This window comes from Pseudomonas helmanticensis, assembly GCF_900182985.1.
Lineage (GTDB): Bacteria > Pseudomonadota > Gammaproteobacteria > Pseudomonadales > Pseudomonadaceae > Aquipseudomonas > Aquipseudomonas helmanticensis.
The window spans coordinates 3,657,652-3,675,388 of the sequence record NZ_FXUY01000001.1 but is presented as its reverse complement, the minus strand read 5'-3'; the positions used below and the strand labels follow the sequence as shown (position 1 = coordinate 3,675,388).

The 17,737-nt window shown below is 60.2% G+C and carries 19 protein-coding genes and 1 pseudogene; 9 read left to right on the top strand and 11 right to left on the bottom strand.

Annotated elements, in window-relative coordinates; translation table 11 throughout:
* Positions 1–29: 29 nt before the first annotated feature.
* The 7 genes from QOL84_RS16475 to QOL84_RS16445 form a co-directional block, all read right to left on the bottom strand.
* On the bottom strand, positions 30–1,163 hold the full coding sequence (locus tag QOL84_RS16475; protein ID WP_283437888.1) for an AGE family epimerase/isomerase: 1,134 nt from the start codon (positions 1,161–1,163) through the stop codon (positions 30–32).
* A gap of 167 nt (positions 1,164–1,330) precedes the next feature.
* Entirely contained in the window at positions 1,331–1,903 is a 573-nt protein-coding gene (locus QOL84_RS16470; RefSeq protein ID WP_283437887.1) for a HupE/UreJ family protein, read from the bottom strand.
* A 27-nt stretch (positions 1,904–1,930) separates the two neighbouring features.
* Positions 1,931–2,545, bottom strand: a complete 615-nt coding sequence (ureG, locus tag QOL84_RS16465; protein WP_053116815.1) for an urease accessory protein UreG — start codon at positions 2,543–2,545, stop codon at positions 1,931–1,933.
* A gap of 11 nt (positions 2,546–2,556) precedes the next feature.
* Entirely contained in the window at positions 2,557–3,231 is a 675-nt protein-coding gene (locus QOL84_RS16460) for an urease accessory protein UreF (RefSeq protein ID WP_283437886.1), read from the bottom strand.
* Positions 3,228–3,728: an urease accessory protein UreE gene (gene ureE, locus QOL84_RS16455; protein ID WP_129388386.1), complete on the bottom strand. Its 501-nt coding sequence runs from the start codon at positions 3,726–3,728 to the stop codon at positions 3,228–3,230. The genes QOL84_RS16460 and ureE overlap by 4 nt, the downstream gene beginning before the upstream one ends.
* A gap of 244 nt (positions 3,729–3,972) precedes the next feature.
* Positions 3,973–4,605 (bottom strand): TetR family transcriptional regulator, encoded by a 633-nt coding sequence (locus QOL84_RS16450; RefSeq protein WP_129388389.1) that lies wholly within the window; start codon positions 4,603–4,605, stop codon positions 3,973–3,975.
* A 155-nt stretch (positions 4,606–4,760) separates the two neighbouring features.
* Positions 4,761–5,309, bottom strand: coding sequence for a hypothetical protein (locus tag QOL84_RS16445; protein WP_129388392.1), 549 nt, complete (start codon positions 5,307–5,309; stop codon positions 4,761–4,763).
* A 383-nt stretch (positions 5,310–5,692) separates the two neighbouring features.
* Here QOL84_RS16445 and QOL84_RS16440 point away from each other — a divergent pair, with 383 nt between their 5' ends.
* Entirely contained in the window at positions 5,693–7,768 is a 2,076-nt protein-coding gene (locus QOL84_RS16440; protein WP_283437885.1) for an AsmA family protein, read from the top strand.
* A 91-nt stretch (positions 7,769–7,859) separates the two neighbouring features.
* Here QOL84_RS16440 and QOL84_RS16435 read toward each other — a convergent pair whose 3' ends face one another.
* Positions 7,860–8,393 carry a ferritin-like domain-containing protein gene (locus tag QOL84_RS16435; protein WP_129388398.1) on the bottom strand — a complete coding sequence of 178 codons (534 nt, stop codon included), beginning with the start codon at positions 8,391–8,393 and terminating at the stop codon, positions 7,860–7,862.
* A gap of 99 nt (positions 8,394–8,492) precedes the next feature.
* Positions 8,493–9,440, bottom strand: coding sequence for a LysR substrate-binding domain-containing protein (locus QOL84_RS16430; RefSeq protein ID WP_283437884.1), 948 nt, complete (start codon positions 9,438–9,440; stop codon positions 8,493–8,495).
* A gap of 109 nt (positions 9,441–9,549) precedes the next feature.
* On the opposite strand from QOL84_RS16430, the gene QOL84_RS16425 reads away from it, so the two are divergent.
* From QOL84_RS16425 to QOL84_RS16415, 3 genes and pseudogenes are all read left to right on the top strand, one after another.
* Positions 9,550–10,188 (top strand): FMN-dependent NADH-azoreductase, encoded by a 639-nt coding sequence (locus tag QOL84_RS16425; RefSeq protein WP_283437883.1) that lies wholly within the window; start codon positions 9,550–9,552, stop codon positions 10,186–10,188.
* Positions 10,189–10,251 (top strand): annotated as a pseudogene (locus QOL84_RS16420) (QacE family quaternary ammonium compound efflux SMR transporter); the annotation flags it as partial.
* 94 nt (positions 10,252–10,345) lie between these two features.
* A complete protein-coding gene (locus tag QOL84_RS16415; protein WP_283437882.1) occupies positions 10,346–11,224 on the top strand; it encodes an esterase/lipase family protein in 879 nt (292 codons plus the stop codon).
* Positions 11,225–11,330: 106 nt separating this feature from the next.
* Here the strand turns inward: QOL84_RS16415 and QOL84_RS16410 are convergent, their stop codons facing one another.
* Positions 11,331–12,218 (bottom strand): DMT family transporter, encoded by an 888-nt coding sequence (locus QOL84_RS16410; RefSeq protein WP_283437881.1) that lies wholly within the window; start codon positions 12,216–12,218, stop codon positions 11,331–11,333.
* A gap of 96 nt (positions 12,219–12,314) precedes the next feature.
* On the opposite strand from QOL84_RS16410, the gene QOL84_RS16405 reads away from it, so the two are divergent.
* The 3 genes from QOL84_RS16405 (at position 12,315) to QOL84_RS16395 (ending at position 14,661) form a co-directional block, all read left to right on the top strand.
* A complete protein-coding gene (locus QOL84_RS16405; RefSeq protein ID WP_283437880.1) occupies positions 12,315–13,109 on the top strand; it encodes an AraC family transcriptional regulator in 795 nt (264 codons plus the stop codon).
* Between the two features lie 63 nt (positions 13,110–13,172).
* Positions 13,173–13,478, top strand: coding sequence for a PsiF family protein (locus QOL84_RS16400; RefSeq protein ID WP_025111807.1), 306 nt, complete (start codon positions 13,173–13,175; stop codon positions 13,476–13,478).
* Between the two features lie 169 nt (positions 13,479–13,647).
* Positions 13,648–14,661, top strand: coding sequence for an AI-2E family transporter (locus QOL84_RS16395; RefSeq protein ID WP_129388418.1), 1,014 nt, complete (start codon positions 13,648–13,650; stop codon positions 14,659–14,661).
* A 135-nt stretch (positions 14,662–14,796) separates the two neighbouring features.
* Here QOL84_RS16395 and QOL84_RS16390 read toward each other — a convergent pair whose 3' ends face one another.
* Positions 14,797–16,071, bottom strand: a complete 1,275-nt coding sequence (locus QOL84_RS16390) for an Hsp70 family protein (RefSeq protein WP_283437879.1) — start codon at positions 16,069–16,071, stop codon at positions 14,797–14,799.
* Positions 16,072–16,362: 291 nt separating this feature from the next.
* On the opposite strand from QOL84_RS16390, the gene QOL84_RS16385 reads away from it, so the two are divergent.
* Together QOL84_RS16385 and QOL84_RS16380 are read left to right on the top strand one after the other, a co-directional pair.
* Entirely contained in the window at positions 16,363–17,313 is a 951-nt protein-coding gene (locus QOL84_RS16385) for a DnaJ C-terminal domain-containing protein (protein ID WP_283437878.1), read from the top strand.
* A gap of 23 nt (positions 17,314–17,336) precedes the next feature.
* On the top strand, positions 17,337–17,642 hold the full coding sequence (locus tag QOL84_RS16380; protein ID WP_283437877.1) for a chaperone modulator CbpM: 306 nt from the start codon (positions 17,337–17,339) through the stop codon (positions 17,640–17,642).
* Positions 17,643–17,737: the final 95 nt, after the last annotated feature.

The following is a 17,737-nucleotide window of genomic DNA, read 5'->3' as shown; positions in this document are numbered from 1 at the left end:
CAGCACACTGGATCTCATTTTCCATGAGATCAGCGTAAATATTCAGCCAGACCGTGATAGCAGGTCGCAAGGTGATAAGGCGTAGTAGAAGGCATGTCCTTGCGACTGACTTCGCCTTGTTCATCCCGGCATTCATGCCAGCCACCGGCATGCAGAAAGCGTTGTTGCAACGCCTGTAACTGGCGCAGCACCACGGCTTCGCTGCCCTGACGCAACGTCAGCGCCCGCAGATATTCCGCCTGAGCCCAAATCCGCTGAGTCGAATCCTTCGGCCTTCCATCCAGCTCCAGATCCAGCATCGCCCGCACCGCGCCAGACGGTTGCACCACACCGTATTGCTCGGTGAACGCGAACGCCCGGTCCAGTGCCGCATGCAGTTTCGAACCACGCAACAGCGGCGACGACTCCAGCAGGAAATACCACTCGAACTGATGCCCCGGTTCGTACCAGTTATCCACAGCCCCAAGCGGCTTCTCCATCAATACGCCGTGTTGCGGATCGATGAAGCGCTTGTGCATGGCTGTGCATAACTCCAGCAACGCTGTCTGCGTCTGTGCATCTTTGCGCACGGCCAGGGTGGCGAGGAAGGCTTCGGCCAGGTGCATCAATGGATTCTGCAACGGACCGGTTTCAAGGGTGATCCAGTCGCGATCCAGGCACGCCTCGTACAAGCCATCACCGGTGGCAAAGCGCCGACCGATGATTTCCAGCGCCGCGTTCAAGGTCGACTCGACCAGCGGATCACCGGACCTGGCCCAGTAATGCGCGCAGGCGAACAGAATGAAGGCGTGGGTGTAGAGATCCTTGCGCTGATCCAGCGGCTTGCCCTGCGCATCGATGCTGTAGAACCAGCCACCGTGCTCGGCATCGTGGAAGTGCCGTTGCAGGGAACGAAACAGCGTCGCTGCGCGAGCCTCAGCGTTATCCACAACCCCGATCAGACTGGAAAACAGATACAGCTGGCGTGCACAGGCCATCGCGCGATAGCGCTGCGCCGTCAAAGGTTGGTGCGCAGCGTCCAGCGCCTCATAGGGCAACGCCATGTCGGCGTTCCAGCCCGGGCCTTGCCAGAGGGGCACGATCACATTGACGAAGTGCTGTTGCACAGCGCCGAACAGGGCGGTCAATTCAGGCAGGGCGGTGGAGCGGGAAGCGTGGGGCATGGGCGGACGTCGTCACGGGCTGGGGCGATTGCGCGACATGGTAGCAGAGAGCACCGGGTGGGTGACGAACCCTGTAGCTGCCGAAGGCTGCGATCTTTTGATCTTGCTTTTATTAATCAAAATCAAAAGATCGCAGCCTTCGGCAGCTCCTACAGGGGATGTGCCGTTTAGCCAGCCAGCAGCCAGGCGCCGGTGATGGCTGAGGCAGCGCCAGCGAGGCGCACCAACGGTGCAGCAGCCTGAGGCAGGAAACGCACTACGGCATAACCAGCGGCATGCAGTGCAGCTGTCGCGGCGACGAAACCAGCGGCATACGCCCAAGGGCTGCTCATGTCCGGCAATTCCAGCCCATGCGCCACACCGTGGAACAACGCAAACACCGCCGTTGCCACCACCGCCATCACCAGCGGCGGACGCACAGCCAACGCCACCGCCAGGCCCAGCGCCAGCACCGAGGCAGCAATCCCGCTTTCCAGCGCCGGCAATTGCAGGCCTTCAAAACCGAGCAGGCCGCCAATCAGCATGGTGCCGACAAACGTGCACGGCAGCGCCCATCGCGCGGCGCCTTGTTGCTGCGCTGCCCACAACCCAACGGCAACCATCGCCAGCAAGTGGTCGAGGCCGCCTATCGGGTGGCTGATACCGGCGATCAAGCCACTGTCGCCATGCCCCGGATGAGCAAAGGCCAATGCCGGGGTCAGCAGTAGCGCAACCGCGCCAAGAATGCGTTTGAGAGTCATGGAAAAGCTTCCTTGTTGAAAAGTGAATCAGGCTGCGGTCAGCAGGCCCTGGCGTTCGATGAAGGCGATGATGGCTTCCAGACCCTGACCGGTTTTCTGGTTGCTGAAGACGAACGGCTTGCCGTTGCGCATGCGTTTGGTGTCGCTGTCCATCATCTCCAGTGAGGCGCCCACCAGTGGCGCAAGGTCGATCTTGTTGATCACCAGCAGATCGGATTTGCAGATCCCCGGCCCGCCCTTGCGCGGCAGCTTGTCGCCGGCCGAAACGTCGATCACGTAGATGGTCAGGTCGGACAATTCCGGGCTAAAGGTCGCCGACAGGTTGTCGCCGCCGGACTCCACCAGAATCAGGTCGAGTCCCGGAAAGCGTCGATTCAGTTGATCGACCGCTTCGAGGTTGATCGAGGCGTCTTCGCGAATCGCGGTGTGCGGGCAGCCGCCGGTTTCCACGCCGATGATCCGTTCCGGCGCGAGAGCTTCATTGCGCACGAGGAAATCGGCGTCTTCGCGGGTGTAGATATCGTTGGTGACCACGGCGAGGTTGTAGCGCTCGCGCAGGGCCAGGCACAGGGCCAGGGTCAACGCGGTTTTGCCGGAACCGACCGGGCCGCCGATGCCGACGCGCAGAGGTTGTGTGTTCATAAATGTTTCTCCTAGGAGCGAAAGAGGCGGCTGTACTGGCGCTCGTGGGCCATGCACGCCAGGGACAGGCCGAACGCGGCGCTGCCGATGTGTTCGGGATTGATTCGGCTGGCGTCCTGCTGCGCCTGTTGCAGCAGTGGCAGCAGTTCGCTGGTCAGGCGTTGCGCCGCTTGCTGGCCCAGCGGCAGGGTTTTCATCAATACGGCGAGCTGGTTTTCCAGCCAGCTCCACAGCCACGCGGCGAGTGCGTCTTGCGGGCTGATGCCCCAAGCGCGCGCGGCCAGCGCCCAGCACAGGGCCAGATGCGGTTCTGTGCATTGATCGAGAAAGTCGCGCGCGGGCGTGTCGAGTTCCGGCAAACCGTTGAGTAATTGCTGCAACGAATAGCCCATCTGCCGACTTTCCAGATGCAGCTCGCGTGTCTCGCGGCTGGCGCGATGGCTTTCGCAGAGAATCAGCAACTCGGGCCATCGCTGATCCGCCGCCGCCTGGCAATGCGCGAGCAACAACGGCGCTTCGAAGCGCGCCAGATTGAGCAGCAACTGATCGCTGATCCAGCGGCGGGCGTCGTCCGGGTTTTTCACCCGGCCGTTATCCACCGCCATTTCCAGGCCTTGCGAATAGCTGTAGCCGCCAATCGGCAGTTGCGGACTGGCCAGGCGCAGCAGCGCCCAGGCCGGATTCACAGGCGTACGCCGAACTGATGGAGTTTCGGCGCGTAGTTGAAGTCTTCGTCGCCGTGGCGGGAATGGTGATGACCGCCGCCATAGGCGCCGTGTTCCGGCTGGAACGGTGCTTCGATGGCTTCAACCTGCGCGCCCAATTGCTCGAGCATGGCTTTGAGCACGTAGTCATCGAGCAAGCGCAGCCAGCCATCGCCGACTTGCAGGGCAACGTGGCGATTGCCCAGGTGATAGGCGGCGCGGGTCAATTCGAAAGCGTTGGCGCAGGTGACGTGCAGCAGTTGTTCGGGGCGGGCACAAACGCGAACGATGCGGCCGTCTTCGGCTTGCAGGCATTCGCCGTCATACAGCGGCGGTTGGCCGCGCTCCAGAAACAGCCCGACGTCTTCGCCTTCGGCACTGAAACAGCGCAGGCGGCTCTTGCTCCGCGCTTCGAAAGTCAGGAGCAACTCAGCGGCCCAGACGGGTTGAGGGTCGATTCTGCGGTGAATCACCAGCATCGGTAAGCTTCCAGCTTATGGACAATACTCAGACTAGAGCAAGGGCCTTGCCAATCGGACGAGATGTAGGAAATCCCTGTCGGAGACTAGCGGATGTTTCAGGATGTTGCGGAGATATGAGAGGTTTTGGTGCGTGAAGATTTTTTAATGCACCAATTTGCGGCGCATAAAAAAGATCGCAGCCTTCGGCAGCTCCTACATCAATCCCTGTAGGAGCTGCCGAAGGCTGCGATCCGTTGATCTTTTATTCGGTACTGCCGAGCCCCTGCCAATGCTTGAGTCCGATAAAGATGAAACGCAGTTGCTGGGTGATCTTCGCCTGCGGCGTCAGATGCTCCGGCAGTGCTTCGGCGGGTGGATCAATAATGTCCGGCAGGGTGGCAAACACCGATTTGACGATCAGGTCAGCCATCACGCTCAGCCCCGCAGCGTCCAGATGCTGGAGCTTGGGCATCAACGTCAAATCCGCCGCAAGGTCGGCGCTGATGTTCTCGCGCAAACGTCCGATTGCCTGGCGCACCGGCTGCGAACCGCCGTACTGCTCGCGGGCGAGAAAGAGAAATTGCGAACGGTTGGCGCTGACCACATCAAGGAAGATTCGCACCGAGGCATCGATAATGCCGCCCATGACGAACTCGTTGTGGCGTACCAAACGGATGGTTTCGCGAAAGGTCTGGCCGACTTCACTGACCAGCACCAGGCCCAGCTCATCCATATCGGCAAAATGCCGGTAGAAACCGGTCGGCACGATCCCGGCGGTTTTGGTCACTTCGCGCAGGCTCAGGCTGCCGAATCCTCGGCCGCTTTCCATCAAGTGGCGGGCAGCGTCCATGAGGGCGTTGCGGGTCTGTTGTTTCTGTTCGGCGCGGGGCAGCATCGCAGGGTGTGTTCTTCGGCAGGACAAGCGCCGCACTCTAGCAAATCGGCTTTGTCGGCGTCGAACGGGAGGAGGTGCAGCGAAGGATTTCAGTGGGGCTGAAAAGTCAAAAGCCCAATCCGCTGATTGGGCTTTTTTTCGAGGCCGCCATGGGCTTAGCTCAAAGCGCTGTTGCGTTCGATCACACGGTCACCACCGCCTTCAGCGAGGGTTTGGCCTTGTGGGGTACGGTCGCTGCCATCGGAGGCCAGGGTTTGACCTTGTGGAGTGCGATCGCTGCCATCGGAAGCCAGGGTTTGACCTTGTGGGGTACGGTCGCTGCCGTCAGAAGCCAGGGTTTGACCTTGTGGAGTGCGGTCGCTGCCATCAGACGCCAGGGTTTGACCCTGTGGAGTGCGATCGGAACCGTCTTGCACCAGACCTTTCTCTTCGAGGCGATCACGGCCACCTTCGGCTACGGTCTGACCTTGTGGAGTCTTGTCATAGCCATCTTGCACCAGGCCTTTTTCTTCCAGGCGGTTGCGGCCGTTTTCAGCCAGGGTCTGGCCTTGTGGGGTGCGGTCGCCGCCGTCAGCAGCAACGGTCTGGCTGAATGCCGAATGGCTGGATTTCACTTGCGGAGTCGCTTGGTCGGCAGCAGGCAGGGCGAAAGCAGTGCTGGCTAGCATCGACAGGGTAAGACTGAGCAGTAATTGGCGTTTCATGATGGGTTGCTCCTTGGGAGGGCGATAAAGTGGGTACGAGGGCAATGCTACTCTCGATAAGTCGATATAAAAGTTCATAAACGCAATGGTAATAATCAACAGAATTGATTGTTCTGGCGCAAGGCTCTAGATCAGGCCTTTCAGGGCGACGGTTTTGCACCGAGGTGGGTATTTTCGACTCACTCGCGCCTCGCAAATGTGCGGGTCGCGGTAACGCTGTTCGACCGATCAGTCAGGTTCAGCTGGTTTTTTTGCGCTTTGATCAACCTTTTGATTAAACCTGCGGGCCTTTTGCCAGTCACAGAATTCAGAGGGGCCGCATTGGCCCGCCGTTTCAGCCGTGCGCCGCGATGTCCGGGCGCACGTGATCAGGAGCTTTGTGCATGACGCGCACTGGAAAAATATTCAGCTGGACCTTCGCCATCCTCGTGCTGCTACTCGCCGTGCTGGTCTTGATCATCGTGTTCTTCGACTGGAACCGGATCAAACCGCCGATCAACGCCAAAGTCTCGGAAGAACTGCACCGACCGTTCGCCATCAATGGCAACCTCGCGGTGATCTGGCAACGCGAGCCGGACGAAGGTGGCTGGCGTGCCTGGGTGCCGTGGCCGCATGTGGTGGCCGAGGACTTGAGCCTGGGCAACCCGGACTGGTCCAAAAAGCCGCAGATGGTCACGCTCAAGCGCGTTGAACTGCGCATCTCGCCACTGGCGCTATTGGCACAGCGCGTGGTGATCCCGCGTATTGACCTGACCGAACCCAATGCCGAGCTGCAGCGCCTGGCCGATGGCCGCGCCAACTGGACGTTCAAGTTCGATCCCAAGGATCCGAATGCCGAGCCGTCGAACTGGGTGGTCGACATCGGCGCCATCGGTTTCGACAAGGGCCATGTGACGCTCGACGATCAGACACTGAAGACCAATCTCGATGTATTGATCGATCCGCTGGGCAAGCCAATCCCGTACAGCGACATCGTCGGCGACAAAGCGGCGAAAACCGCACAGGACAAGGGCGCCGCACCGCAGGACTACGCCTTTGCGCTGAAGGTCAAAGGCCAATATCACGCGCAGAACCTCAGCGGCCAAGGCAAGATCGGCGGCCTGCTCGCGTTGCAGGACGCCAGCAAGCCGTTCCCGTTGCAGGCGCAGGCCAAGATCGGCGACACCAGCATCGAACTCGCCGGTACGTTGACCGATCCGCTCAACCTCGGCGCCCTTGACCTGCGCCTGAAGCTGGCGGGCGCCAGCCTTGGCAATCTCTATCCGCTGACCGGCGTGACCCTGCCGGACACCCCGCCGTACTCCACCGACGGCCATCTGATCGCCAAGCTGCATGATGCTGGCGGCGCGAAATTCACCTATGAACAGTTCAACGGCAAGATCGGCGGCAGCGACATCCATGGCGATCTGACTTACGTTGCCAGTCAGCCGCGACCCAAGCTCAGCGGCGCGCTGCTCTCCAATCAACTGCTGTTCGCTGACCTCGCGCCGTTGATCGGTGCCGACTCCAACGATAAGCAAAAGGCTCGCGGCGGCGAGAGCAAACAACCGGCCGACAAAGTCCTGCCGGTCGAGGAGTTCAAGACCGACCGTTGGCGGGCGATGGATGCCGACGTCGAATTCACCGGCAAACGTATAGTGCATAGCGAGAAGCTGCCGTTCACCGACCTTTATACCCACCTCAAACTCAACGATGGCGAACTCAGTCTCGAACCACTGCGCTTCGGCGTGGCCGGCGGCAACCTTGATGCGCAGATCCGCCTCAACGGCCGCACCGAGCCGCTCGAAGGCCGGGCGAAACTGACCGCCCGTGGCTTCAAGCTCAAAGAGTTGTTCCCGACTTTTGAACCGATGAAAACCAGTTTCGGCGAGCTCAATGGCGACGCCGACATCAGCGGGCGCGGCAACTCGGTCGCCAAGCTGCTGGGCGGCGCCAACGGCAAGCTGAAGATGCTGATCAATGACGGCGCCATCAGTCGCGAGCTGATGGAACTGGCCGGGCTCAACGTCGGCAACTATGTGGTCGGCAAGATCTTTGGCGACAAGGAAGTGAAGATCAATTGTGCGGCGGCCGACTTCGACATCAAGACCGGCCTGGCGACCACGCAGCTGTTCGTCTTCGATACCGAGAACGCGATCATCTATATCGATGGCACGGCGAACATGGCCACCGAGCAACTTGATCTGACCGTGACGCCGGAATCCAAGGGCTGGCGTTTGATCTCCCTGCGCTCGCCGCTGTATGTGCGCGGCAAGTTCATCAAGCCGGATGCCGGTGTGAAGGCTGTGCCGCTGATGCTGCGTGGGGCGGGGATGGTTGCGCTGGGCGTGATTGCCGCACCGGCGGCGGGGCTGTTGGCGCTGGTGGCGCCGAGTGGGGGTGAGCCGAATCAGTGCGCGCCGTTGCTGGAGCAGATGAAAGCGGGCAAGGCGCCGGTGACCGTCAAGCCAACCAGGTAAAAGAATAAATCAAAAGATCGCAGCCTGCGGCAGCTCCTACAGGGATCAATGCAGGAGCTGCCGCAGGCTGCGATCTTTTATTTTTTAGGGGTTACAGGTCTTTCAGAATGTCAGCCATGTCGTCGGCATGCTCTTCTTCCTGCGCGAGGATATCTTCGAAGATCCGCCGGGTGGTCGGGTCTTTCTCGCCGATGTACTGGATGATCTCGCGGTAGCTGTCGATGGCGATCCGCTCGGCGACGAGGTCTTCGTAGACCATCTCCTTGAGATCTTTACCGGCCACGTATTGCGCGTGGGACATTTTCGACAGCATGTCGGGATTGAACTCGGGTTCGCCGCCCAGTTGCACAATGCGCTCGGCCAGACGGTCGGCGTGCTGGGCTTCCTGAGTCGCGTGCTCGAGAAACTCTTCGGCGGCGACATGGGCTTTGACGCCGGTGGCCATGAAGTAGTGGCGTTTGTAGCGCAAGACGCAGACCAGTTCGGTGGCCAGCGATTCATTGAGCAAACGCAGCACCTCATCGCGGTCGGCGCTGTAGCTCTCGGTGACGGCGCCGTTCTCGACGTGTTGGCGCGCACGGTCGCGCAGGGTTTGGACATCTGACAGGTGCAGGTCATTGCTCATTTCAGTCTCCTGGAGGCTAATCCGATGGGCGCCACGTTCTGCGGACGCGGTCGCTACCCAAGTTGTGAGTCATGCGCGCTGCAAAAAGTTTTATCGGTTTTACACAACCCTCGCAGGAGCTGCCGAAGGCCGCGCTCCTGGCGCCAGCCCGGACAACTCTGCCTCCTCGCGCAACCAGGCAAAAAATGCCCGCACCGGCGGATGCCGCTCCCGCCCCGGCACGCACAAGGCGCTGTAACCCGCGCCATCGACCACCACCTCGGCCATGTACGGCACCAGCAAACCGCTGGCGACACTTTCCGAGACCAGAATATTGCTCGCCAGCACCAACCCTTGCCCGGCTATCGCCGCTTGCAGAGCGTAATGCTCCTCATCGTATTCGCGGATCGCCGGTTGCTGCTGCAGCCAGTTTTCGCCGGACTTCGCACACCACGCCTGCCAGCCGTGGGCGTAGAGCTTGGAGTTATGCCAATGCACGCTGATCAACGTCGGCGTACGGCGCGACGCCAGCGCCACTTGCTCCGGCGAGCCGTAAACGCCGAACGACTCATCGAACAGGCACAGGCCATAAAGGTTGGGGTAATCGTCGAGGCTGTAGCGCAACACCAGATCGACGCTGGCGTCCTGGTGCAGATCGATGACTTCGCAATGGGTGTCGAGACGCACGTTGATGTTCGGATGCCGGGCATAAAACCGCCCCAGACGCGGCACCAGCCACAGCGCGGCAAACGCGGCGGTGGTCGATAGCGTCAGCGTGCCGGCATTGCGTTGCGGGCGCAGTGTATCGACGCTTTGCGCGACTTCCAGTAAAGCGCCGTGCAGGCTGCGAAACAGCCGCTCGCCGCCCTCGGTCAGGCGTACCTGACGCGGCAGACGTTCGAACAGCGCAACCCCGAGCCAGTCTTCCAGCGCGCGGATCTGATGGGAGATTGCCGTGGGCGTCACCGCCAGCTCTTCGGCGGCAGCCTTGAAGCTCAACAGGCGCGAAGCGGATTCAAAGGCGCGCAGGGCGGTTAACGGCAATGAAGCAAACATTGGCAACTCCATGGATGAAAAAAATTCATCCCGAATGATTTTTACTCATTTGAGCCAGCGCAGTGGCGAGCCTCAGGCTATAGGCAACAAACAGTTTGATTCTAGTCCGGAGGCTTTACAGATGAGTAAAATTCTTGCGATTCATGCCAGTCCTCGCGGTGAGCGTTCTCACTCGCGACGTTTGGCAGAAGGTTTTCTCAGCGCCTGGCAGTCGCGTCATCCGCAGGCTCATATCACTCGCCGCGAAGTCGGCCGAGCGTTGATTCCAGCGGTCAACGAGGCCTTTGTCGCGGCGGCGTTTTACCCCGAACCCGAAATGCGGCCACTGTCGATGCAGGCCGATCTGGCGCTCAGCGATCAACTGGTCGGCGAGTTGCTCGACCACGATCTGCTACTGATTTCCACGCCGATGTACAACTTCAGCGTACCCAGCGGCCTCAAGGCCTGGATCGATCAGATTGTGCGGTTGGGCCTGACGTTCGATCACACGCTGGACAACGGCGTCGCTCAATACACGCCGCTGTTGCAGGGCAAAAAGGCCTTGATCGTCACCAGTCGCGGCGGCTTCGGCTTTGGCCCCGGCGGTGAACTGGAAGCGTTGAACCACGCCGATCCATGGCTGCGCACGGCGCTGGGTTTCGTCGGTATCAACGACGTCACGGTGGTCGCGGCTGAGGGCGAAGAATCCGCCGAACGCACCTTCGCGGTGTCGGTGGCCGAAGCCGAGCAGCGTTTGCTCGACCTCGCCCGGGAGTTCTAAATGGCCTGGCTGTTCCTGCTGATCGCCGCCGGGTTTGAAGTGACCTTCGCCATGGGCATGAAGTAGGCTGGTCGTGGAGTTGTCATCATCACGGAGGATGCTTGGCGAGCGTTTTGCACGCCTTGCATCCACTCACCGACCACAAGGATGTTTGCCCATGTCGACGCGTTATCCACTGGTGCTGGTACCGGGCATGCTCGGCTTTATCCGGCTGGTGCTCTATCCGTACTGGTACGGAATCATCAAGGCGTTGCGCCGGGGTAGTGCGACGGTGATTGCCGTGCAGGTCTCACCGCTGAACTCGACCGAGGTGCGAGGCGAGCAGTTGCTGGCGCAGATCGATGAGATTTTGCGTGAGACCGGCGCGCGCAAGGTCAACCTGTTCGGTCACAGTCAGGGCTCGCTGACGGCGCGCTATGCGGCGGCGAAACGGCCGGATCTGGTCGCCTCGGTGACGTCGGTAGCCGGACCCAATCATGGTTCGGAGCTGGCTGATTATCTGGCCCGACATTACCCGGCGGACAGCGCCAAGGGGCGCCTGCTGGAAGCGTTGCTGCGCTTTGTCGGGTGGTTGATGGCGTTACTGGAAACCGGCTATCGCGGGCCGAAACTGCCGGTGGATATCCACGCTTCGCATCAATCGCTGACCAGCGAAGGCGTGGCGCTGTTCAACCAGCATTATCCACAGGGCTTGCCTGAAACCTGGGGCGGACATGGCCCGGAAGAGGTTAACGGCGTGCGCTATTACTCGTGGTCGGGGACGTTGCAGCCGGGCAAGACCGATCGTGGCGGAAATCTGTTTGACGGGACCAATCGCAGCTGTCGCTTGTTTGCGAAAACTTTCGTGCGTGAGCCGGGGCAGTGCGACGGCATGGTCGGGCGGTATAGCTCGCATCTGGGTACGGTGATTGGTGATGACTATCCGCTGGATCATTTCGACATTGTTAATCAGTCGTTGGGACTGGTGGGCAAGGGCGCGGATCCGGTGCGATTGTTTGTCGAGCATGCGGCGCGGCTTGAGGCTGCGGGTCTTTAGGATCAAAAGATCGCAGCCTTCGGCAGCTACAGGTTCGGTGTCGAACACAAATTTTGTGAACGCCCCGAACTCATGTAGGAGCTGCCGCAGGCTGCGATCTTTTCCATCAGGCAACGCTGATTCGACGGCCCAGCACGGTGGTCCAGCGTTCGGACAGAATCACCCCGCCCAACGTCAACAACCCGCCGACCAGGTGATACATCGCCAGCTGTTCCTTCAACACCAGCGCCGCAATCAGCGCGGTAATCAACGGCAGCAAGTTGAAGAACAACGTCGTCCGGCTTGGCCCCAGACGTTGCACCGCCTGCATCCACGCCAATGGCGCAAGCATCGACGCCAGCAGGCACGCATACAGCACCAGTGGAATGTTCTGCAGGGTCAGACCGGTTTTCGGTGAAGCCGCATACAACGGAAACAACACGACAATCGCCACCAGCACCTGCAAATACAGCAACACCAGCGGCGGCAGGCGCAGCTGCCATTTCTTCAATAGCGTGCTGTAGATCGCATAGGCCAGGGTCGCGATCAACATCATTGCGTCACCCATATTCAACCCGTGCTGCAACAGTGCGCCGAGGCTGCCGGACGACACCACGACCAATACGCCGGCAAACGACAGCACCGCACCGACCAATGCACCGGCAGTCAAGCGCTGGCCGAGGCTGATGATCGCCATGGCCAGCGACATCAATGGCATCAGCGACAGAATGATGCCCATGTTGGTCGCGGTGGTCAGGGTCGCGGCGAAGTAGGCGAGGCTCTGATACACCGCCATGCCGAGCACGCCAAGGACAAAGATCTTGCCCAGGTTCGGGCGAATCTGCGGCCAGTGCGCAATCACCGCTTTGAGCATGAAAGGCGTGAACAACAACCCGGCCAGCAGCCAGCGGTAAAAACCGATCTCGGCCGGGAAAATGGCGCCGACCGCGAGTTTGTTGATCACGGTATTGCCGGCCCAGATAAAAATCGCCAGCAGCGGAAAAGCGTATTGCATGAGTTGAAACCATTACGTTGATGAAGCGCAATTATCTCTTGTCTGGATGCAAGCCTATACTTCGAACCGGACAACCTGCCTCTGAAACCGGACAGCATGAACAGTAAACACATCGATCTGCTGGATTTCAGCGAACTGCCGTCGACGGTGTACTTCCGTTACGCCGATTTCAACGCCCACGAATTCGCCGCGCCGCATCGCCATCCGTGGGGCACGCTGGAGTATGCGGCCCATGGCGTATTGCACATGGACGTCGACGGCAGCCGCTTCATGTCGCCGCCGCAATACGCGGTGTGGGTGCCGCCGCAGGTCGAGCACAGCTTTTATAGCCATCAGCCGGTCAACTATCGCGCGGTGTGTCTCGACCCCAAGGTTTGTACTGAGTTGCCGAAGCGCGCCTGCACCCTGGCGATCAGCGACATTCTCAAGGCGATTCTCAAGGATTTCGCCGCCCGCGATGTGAAGATCCCGCAACTCGATGCCGATCAGCGTCTGGCACAAGTGCTGGTCGATCAACTGCAACAGGCGCCAGTGCATGAGTGCTATCTGCCCTATGCGAGCAGTCCGGGATTGCTGGCGATCCTCGAAACCCTGCAGGCCGAGCCGGGCAACAATCAGCCGCTGGCGCATTGGGCGCTGCAAGTGCATGTCAGTGAGCGCACGCTGGCGCGGCAATTTGTGCGCGAGTTGGGCATGAGTTTTGGCGAATGGCGCCAGCGGCTGCGCTATCTCGCGGCAATCGAAGCGCTGGAGTCTTCGCGCAGCGTGCAGGAAATTGCCTTCGACCTCGGTTACAGCAGCGGCTCGGCGTTTATTGCCATGTTCGCCCGGCAGGCGGGGTGCACGCCGGAGCAATATCGGCGTAGCCATCTGGAGGGCAGGAAGGTGTAACAAGGTTTGGCTACACTCCAGCAGAGGCCGCATCCATCGGTGCGGCGACAAGGAGAAAACTCCATGAAGATGTTGCGTGTGCCTTTGTTGATGATTGGTTTGCTCCTGTGTTCCCAGGGTTTCGCCGCCACGGCGCAACAGAACAAGATGACCACCTGCAATGCCGATGCGACCGCCAAGAGCCTCAAAGGCGATGAGCGCAAAACCTTCATGAGCACTTGCCTCAAGGCAGCGCCAGCGGCCAACGATGCCAAGACCCTGACGCCGCAGCAGGAAAAAATGAAAACCTGCAATGCCGATGCGAAAACCAAAGCGCTGACGGGCGATGCGCGCAAGACCTTCATGAGTGATTGCCTGAAGAAAAAATAAGATCAAAAGATCGCAGCCTGCGGCAGCTCCTACAGGATCGCGGTCTCATGTAGGAGCTGCCGCAGGCTGCGATCTTTTCGGCGCGACGAGGCACCCGGGCCTATGCTCGCTTCGGCGCCGGAACGCTGGCAGACTGCCAATCCTTTTACGCCGTTCGTTTTGAGGCTGTATGCCAACGTTTTCTGAGCGTCATGTAGTGTTCTGGGTCAGTTGCATCATCATTTTCGGCGGATTGCTGCTGGTGCTGCCGCTGCGTTTGTTGCCGAGCCTGCTGGCCGGTCTGTTGGTGTTCGAGCTGGTCAACATGCTCACCCCGCAACTGCAACGGCTGATCGAAGGCCGCCGCGCCCGCTGGCTGGCGGTGGCACTGCTCGGCACGCTGGTAGTAAGCGTGCTGGCGCTGATCTTTGCCGGGGCCATCAGCTTCCTCCTGCACGAAGCGGAGAACCCCGGGGCTTCCCTCGATAAATTCATGGGCGTGGTCGATCGTGCACGCGGGCAACTGCCGCCGTTCATCGATGCTTATCTGCCGGCCAGCGCCGGTGAATTCCGCGTCGCGATCGGCGAATGGCTGAGCAAGCATCTCTCTGATCTGCAACTGGTCGGCAAGGACGCGGCGCACATGTTCGTGACATTGCTGATCGGCATGGTGCTCGGCGCGATCATCGCCTTGCAGCGCGTGCCGGACGTGACCAAGCGCAAGCCGCTGGCCGCCGCGCTGTTCGACCGTTTGCACCTGCTGGTGCAGGCGTTTCGCAATATCGTTTTCGCGCAGATCAAGATTGCGTTGCTCAACACCTTCTTCACCGGCATCTTTCTCGCGGTGATCCTGCCGATGTTCGGGGTCAAGCTACCGCTGACCAAGACCCTGATCGTGCTGACCTTCCTGCTAGGCCTGTTGCCGGTGATCGGCAACCTGATCTCGAACACGCTGATCACCATCGTCGGCCTGTCGCTGTCGATCTGGGTGGCGGTGGCGGCGTTGGGTTATCTGATCGTTATCCACAAGCTCGAATACTTCCTGAATGCGCGCATTGTCGGCGGGCAGATCAGTGCCAAGTCGTGGGAGTTGCTGCTGGCGATGCTGGTGTTCGAAGCCGCGTTTGGCTTGCCGGGAGTGGTGGCGGGGCCGATTTATTACGCGTATCTGAAGAGTGAGTTGAAGTTGGGCGGGATGGTTTGATCCAAGCCTTGTAGCGCTTGAACGGGCCTCTTCGCGAGCAGGCTCGCTCCCACATTTTGATCACATTCCTTCAGTTGGAATGCGATCCACTGTGGGAGCGAGCCTGCTCGCGAATGGCGCGCCACCGATTCTGAATCAGGCCATCGAACCGTAGCGTTTCATCGCTTCAATCGCCAAGCCGCTACCAATGCTGCCAAAGATATTCCCTTCGACATGCCGCGCATTCGGCAACATCGCCGAGACGCTGTTACGCAGCGCCGGAATCCCGCTCGAACCGCCGGTGAAGAACACCGTATCAACCTGATCCACCGCCACCCCGGCGTCGTTCAACAGCTGCGTGACGCTGCCGCGCACGCGCTCCAGCAGCGCATCGATTGCCGATTCAAACAGCGCGCGCGACAGTTCCACGCTCAAACCGGCTTCGATGCGGTCCAGCGGCACATGGCGGCTGTCGGTGTGGGTCAGCTGGATCTTGGTTTCTTCGACTTCCATCGCCAGCCAGTGGCCGGCGCGCTGCTCGATCAACTTGAACAGGCGATCGATGCCGCCGGTGTCTTCGATGTCGTAACGCATGCTGCCCAGCGCCAGACTGGACTTCTGCGAATACACGGAGTTGATGGTGTGCCAGGTCGCCAGGTTCATGTGGTGGCTGGTCGGCATGTAGGCGCCGCTCTTCATGCGGCTGCCGTAGCCGAACAGCGGCATCATGCCTTGCAGGCTCAGCTGTTTGTCGAAGTCGGTCCCGCCGATGTGCACACCGCCGGTGGCAAGGATGTCATCGTGACGGTTGTCGTAACCACGACGCTCGGGCGACAGGCGCACCAGCGAGAAGTCGGACGTACCACCGCCAATGTCGACGATCAGCACCAGCTCTTCTTTCTCGATGGTCGACTCGTAGTCGAAGGCCGCCGCAATCGGTTCGTACTGGAACGACACTTCTTTGAAGCCGATCTTCTTGGCGACGTCGACCAAAGTGTCTTCAGCTTCCTGGTCAGCCAGCGGATCATCATCGACGAAGAACACCGGACGCCCGAGCACCACTTGCTCGAATTCCCGACCGGCGGCAGTTTCGGCGCGGCTTTTCAGCTGGCCGATGAACAGGCCGAGCAAGTCCTTGAACGGCATCGCCGTGCCGAGCACGCTGGTGTCGTGCTTGATCAGCTTGGAACCGAGCAGGCTCTTCAGCGAGCGCATCAGGCGGCCTTCGTAGCCTTCCAGGTACTCGTGCAGCGCCAGACGACCGTAAACCGGGCGGCGCTCCTCGATGTTGAAGAAGACCACCGACGGCAGGGTGATCTTGTCGTCTTCCAGCGCGATCATCGTTTCCATGCCGGGGCGCAGCCAGCCGACGGTGGAGTTGGACGTGCCGAAGTCGATGCCACAGGCACGGGCTGGAGAGGCGTCTTTCATGTCTTTCGGTTCCGGTCAAAAAAACGGCCGCGCAGTGTATGTCAGTGCGCGCCAGAATCGAAGGCCGGTCATCTGCTATTTCACGACTAAACTGGTTGAAAATCGCAGCTTCGCCCCAAACTTGCTGGCATGGGCCGGCAGAACCACCGGCGGTCACAAGAACCGTCGTCCACTGCCGATAAACTTCTGCTGCGCCACCCGGTCACAACCTTGAGATCGGTCAACCCGGCACGCGCGAATCGGCGCATGCTGGCATCGGCGCGAAATCGATAACGGACGGTGATTCCTTCGATGGACTTCAAAGACTATTACAAGATACTCGGCGTGGAGCCGACAGCAGACGACAAGGCAATCAAGGCTGCCTATCGCAAGCTGGCGCGTAAATACCACCCCGATGTCAGCAAGGAAAAAGACGCCGAGGAGAAGTTCAAGGACGCCTCGGAAGCCTATGAAGCGCTGAAGAGCGCTGACAAACGTGCGGAATACGACGAACTGCGCCGCTATGGCCAGCACGGTCAGCCGTTCCAGGGGCCACCGGGCTGGCAGAGCCGTGGCGGCTTTGGTGGCGGCGGTCAGGACACCGGTGACTTCTCGGACTTCTTCAGTTCGATCTTCGGCAATCGCGGCCCCGGTTTCGGTGGTGGCGAAGGTCGGCAACAACGCAGTGCAGCGCGCCGAGGGCAAGACGTGGAAATGGAACTGCCGATCTTCCTCGAGGAGACGCTGTCGAACGAGTCAAAGAAAGTCACCTTCCAGGTGCCGCAATACAACGCCAACGGCCAGCACGTCAGCAACACCAGCAAGAGCCTGAACGTGAAGATCCCGGCGGGCGTCACCGACGGCGAGCGTATCCGCCTCAAAGGCCAGGGTGCACCGGGCGTCGGTGGCGGGGCGAATGGCGATCTGTACCTGACCATTCGTTTTGCGCCGCACCCGAAATTCGATGTCGAAGGCGAAAACCTGATCATCACGCTGCCACTGGCGCCGTGGGAGTTGGCACTGGGCACTGAAGTGGCGGTGCCGACCCTCACCGGCAAGATCAACCTCAAGGTTCCGGCCGGCAGCCAGAATGGCCAGCGCATGCGCGCCAAGGGCCACGGTTTGCAGAACAAGGCTGGCGAACGAGGTTATTTGTTCGTGCAGCTCAAAGCGGTAATGCCAAAAGCGGCCGACGACGAGGTCAAGGCGCTGTGGCAGGAACTGGCGAAGAAAGCCGCCTTCAATCCGCGAGAGAACTTCTAAATTCGACGACGGAGTAGCCCATCATGAGCAGCCCCCTGATCGTTCAACTGGACCTGGCAGAATTCTGTGAGGCGGCCGATTTGTCGGACGTCTACGTGATAGAAATCGTCGAACACGGCATCCTCGAACCTCAGGGCGCGCAGCCCCGGGAATGGCGCTTCACCGATTACGAACTGGCCCTGGCCAAGCGTGCGGCGAAATTGCGGCATGACCTGGAGCTGGAGTGGGAAGGCGTCGCTCTGGCGCTGGATCTGCTGGAAGAGGTGCGCGAGTTGCGTGCCGAAAACCGTATGCTCAGACAACGCCTGGCACGCTTGGTAATCGAATAACCCCTGTAGGAGCTGCCGAAGGCTGCGATCTTTTGATCTTGTTTTTTAAGATCAAGATCAAAAGATCGCAGCCTTCGGCAGCTCCTACAGGGATC

Excerpts from the sequence above, each read along its gene's own strand:
- QOL84_RS16395 (WP_129388418.1), top strand. The coding sequence starts at position 13,648 with ATGCCAACGTTTTCTGAGCGTCATGTAGTGTTCTGGGTCAGTTGCATC.
- QOL84_RS16405 (WP_283437880.1), top strand. The coding sequence starts at position 12,315 with ATGAACAGTAAACACATCGATCTGCTGGATTTCAGCGAACTGCCGTCG.
- QOL84_RS16415 (WP_283437882.1), top strand. The coding sequence starts at position 10,346 with ATGTCGACGCGTTATCCACTGGTGCTGGTACCGGGCATGCTCGGCTTT.
- QOL84_RS16475 (WP_283437888.1), bottom strand. The coding sequence starts at position 1,163 with ATGCCCCACGCTTCCCGCTCCACCGCCCTGCCTGAATTGACCGCCCTG.
- QOL84_RS16435 (WP_129388398.1), bottom strand. The coding sequence starts at position 8,393 with ATGAGCAATGACCTGCACCTGTCAGATGTCCAAACCCTGCGCGACCGT.
- QOL84_RS16430 (WP_283437884.1), bottom strand. The coding sequence starts at position 9,440 with ATGGAGTTGCCAATGTTTGCTTCATTGCCGTTAACCGCCCTGCGCGCC.
- QOL84_RS16390 (WP_283437879.1), bottom strand. The coding sequence starts at position 16,071 with ATGAAAGACGCCTCTCCAGCCCGTGCCTGTGGCATCGACTTCGGCACG.
- QOL84_RS16385 (WP_283437878.1), top strand. The coding sequence starts at position 16,363 with ATGGACTTCAAAGACTATTACAAGATACTCGGCGTGGAGCCGACAGCA.
- ureE (WP_129388386.1), bottom strand. The coding sequence starts at position 3,728 with ATGCTGGTGATTCACCGCAGAATCGACCCTCAACCCGTCTGGGCCGCT.
- QOL84_RS16400 (WP_025111807.1), top strand. The coding sequence starts at position 13,173 with ATGAAGATGTTGCGTGTGCCTTTGTTGATGATTGGTTTGCTCCTGTGT.
- ureG (WP_053116815.1), bottom strand. The coding sequence starts at position 2,545 with ATGAACACACAACCTCTGCGCGTCGGCATCGGCGGCCCGGTCGGTTCC.
- QOL84_RS16410 (WP_283437881.1), bottom strand. The coding sequence starts at position 12,218 with ATGCAATACGCTTTTCCGCTGCTGGCGATTTTTATCTGGGCCGGCAAT.
- QOL84_RS16445 (WP_129388392.1), bottom strand. The coding sequence starts at position 5,309 with ATGAAACGCCAATTACTGCTCAGTCTTACCCTGTCGATGCTAGCCAGC.
- QOL84_RS16440 (WP_283437885.1), top strand. The coding sequence starts at position 5,693 with ATGACGCGCACTGGAAAAATATTCAGCTGGACCTTCGCCATCCTCGTG.
- QOL84_RS16450 (WP_129388389.1), bottom strand. The coding sequence starts at position 4,605 with ATGCTGCCCCGCGCCGAACAGAAACAACAGACCCGCAACGCCCTCATG.
- QOL84_RS16425 (WP_283437883.1), top strand. The coding sequence starts at position 9,550 with ATGAGTAAAATTCTTGCGATTCATGCCAGTCCTCGCGGTGAGCGTTCT.
- QOL84_RS16470 (WP_283437887.1), bottom strand. The coding sequence starts at position 1,903 with ATGACTCTCAAACGCATTCTTGGCGCGGTTGCGCTACTGCTGACCCCG.
- QOL84_RS16380 (WP_283437877.1), top strand. The coding sequence starts at position 17,337 with ATGAGCAGCCCCCTGATCGTTCAACTGGACCTGGCAGAATTCTGTGAG.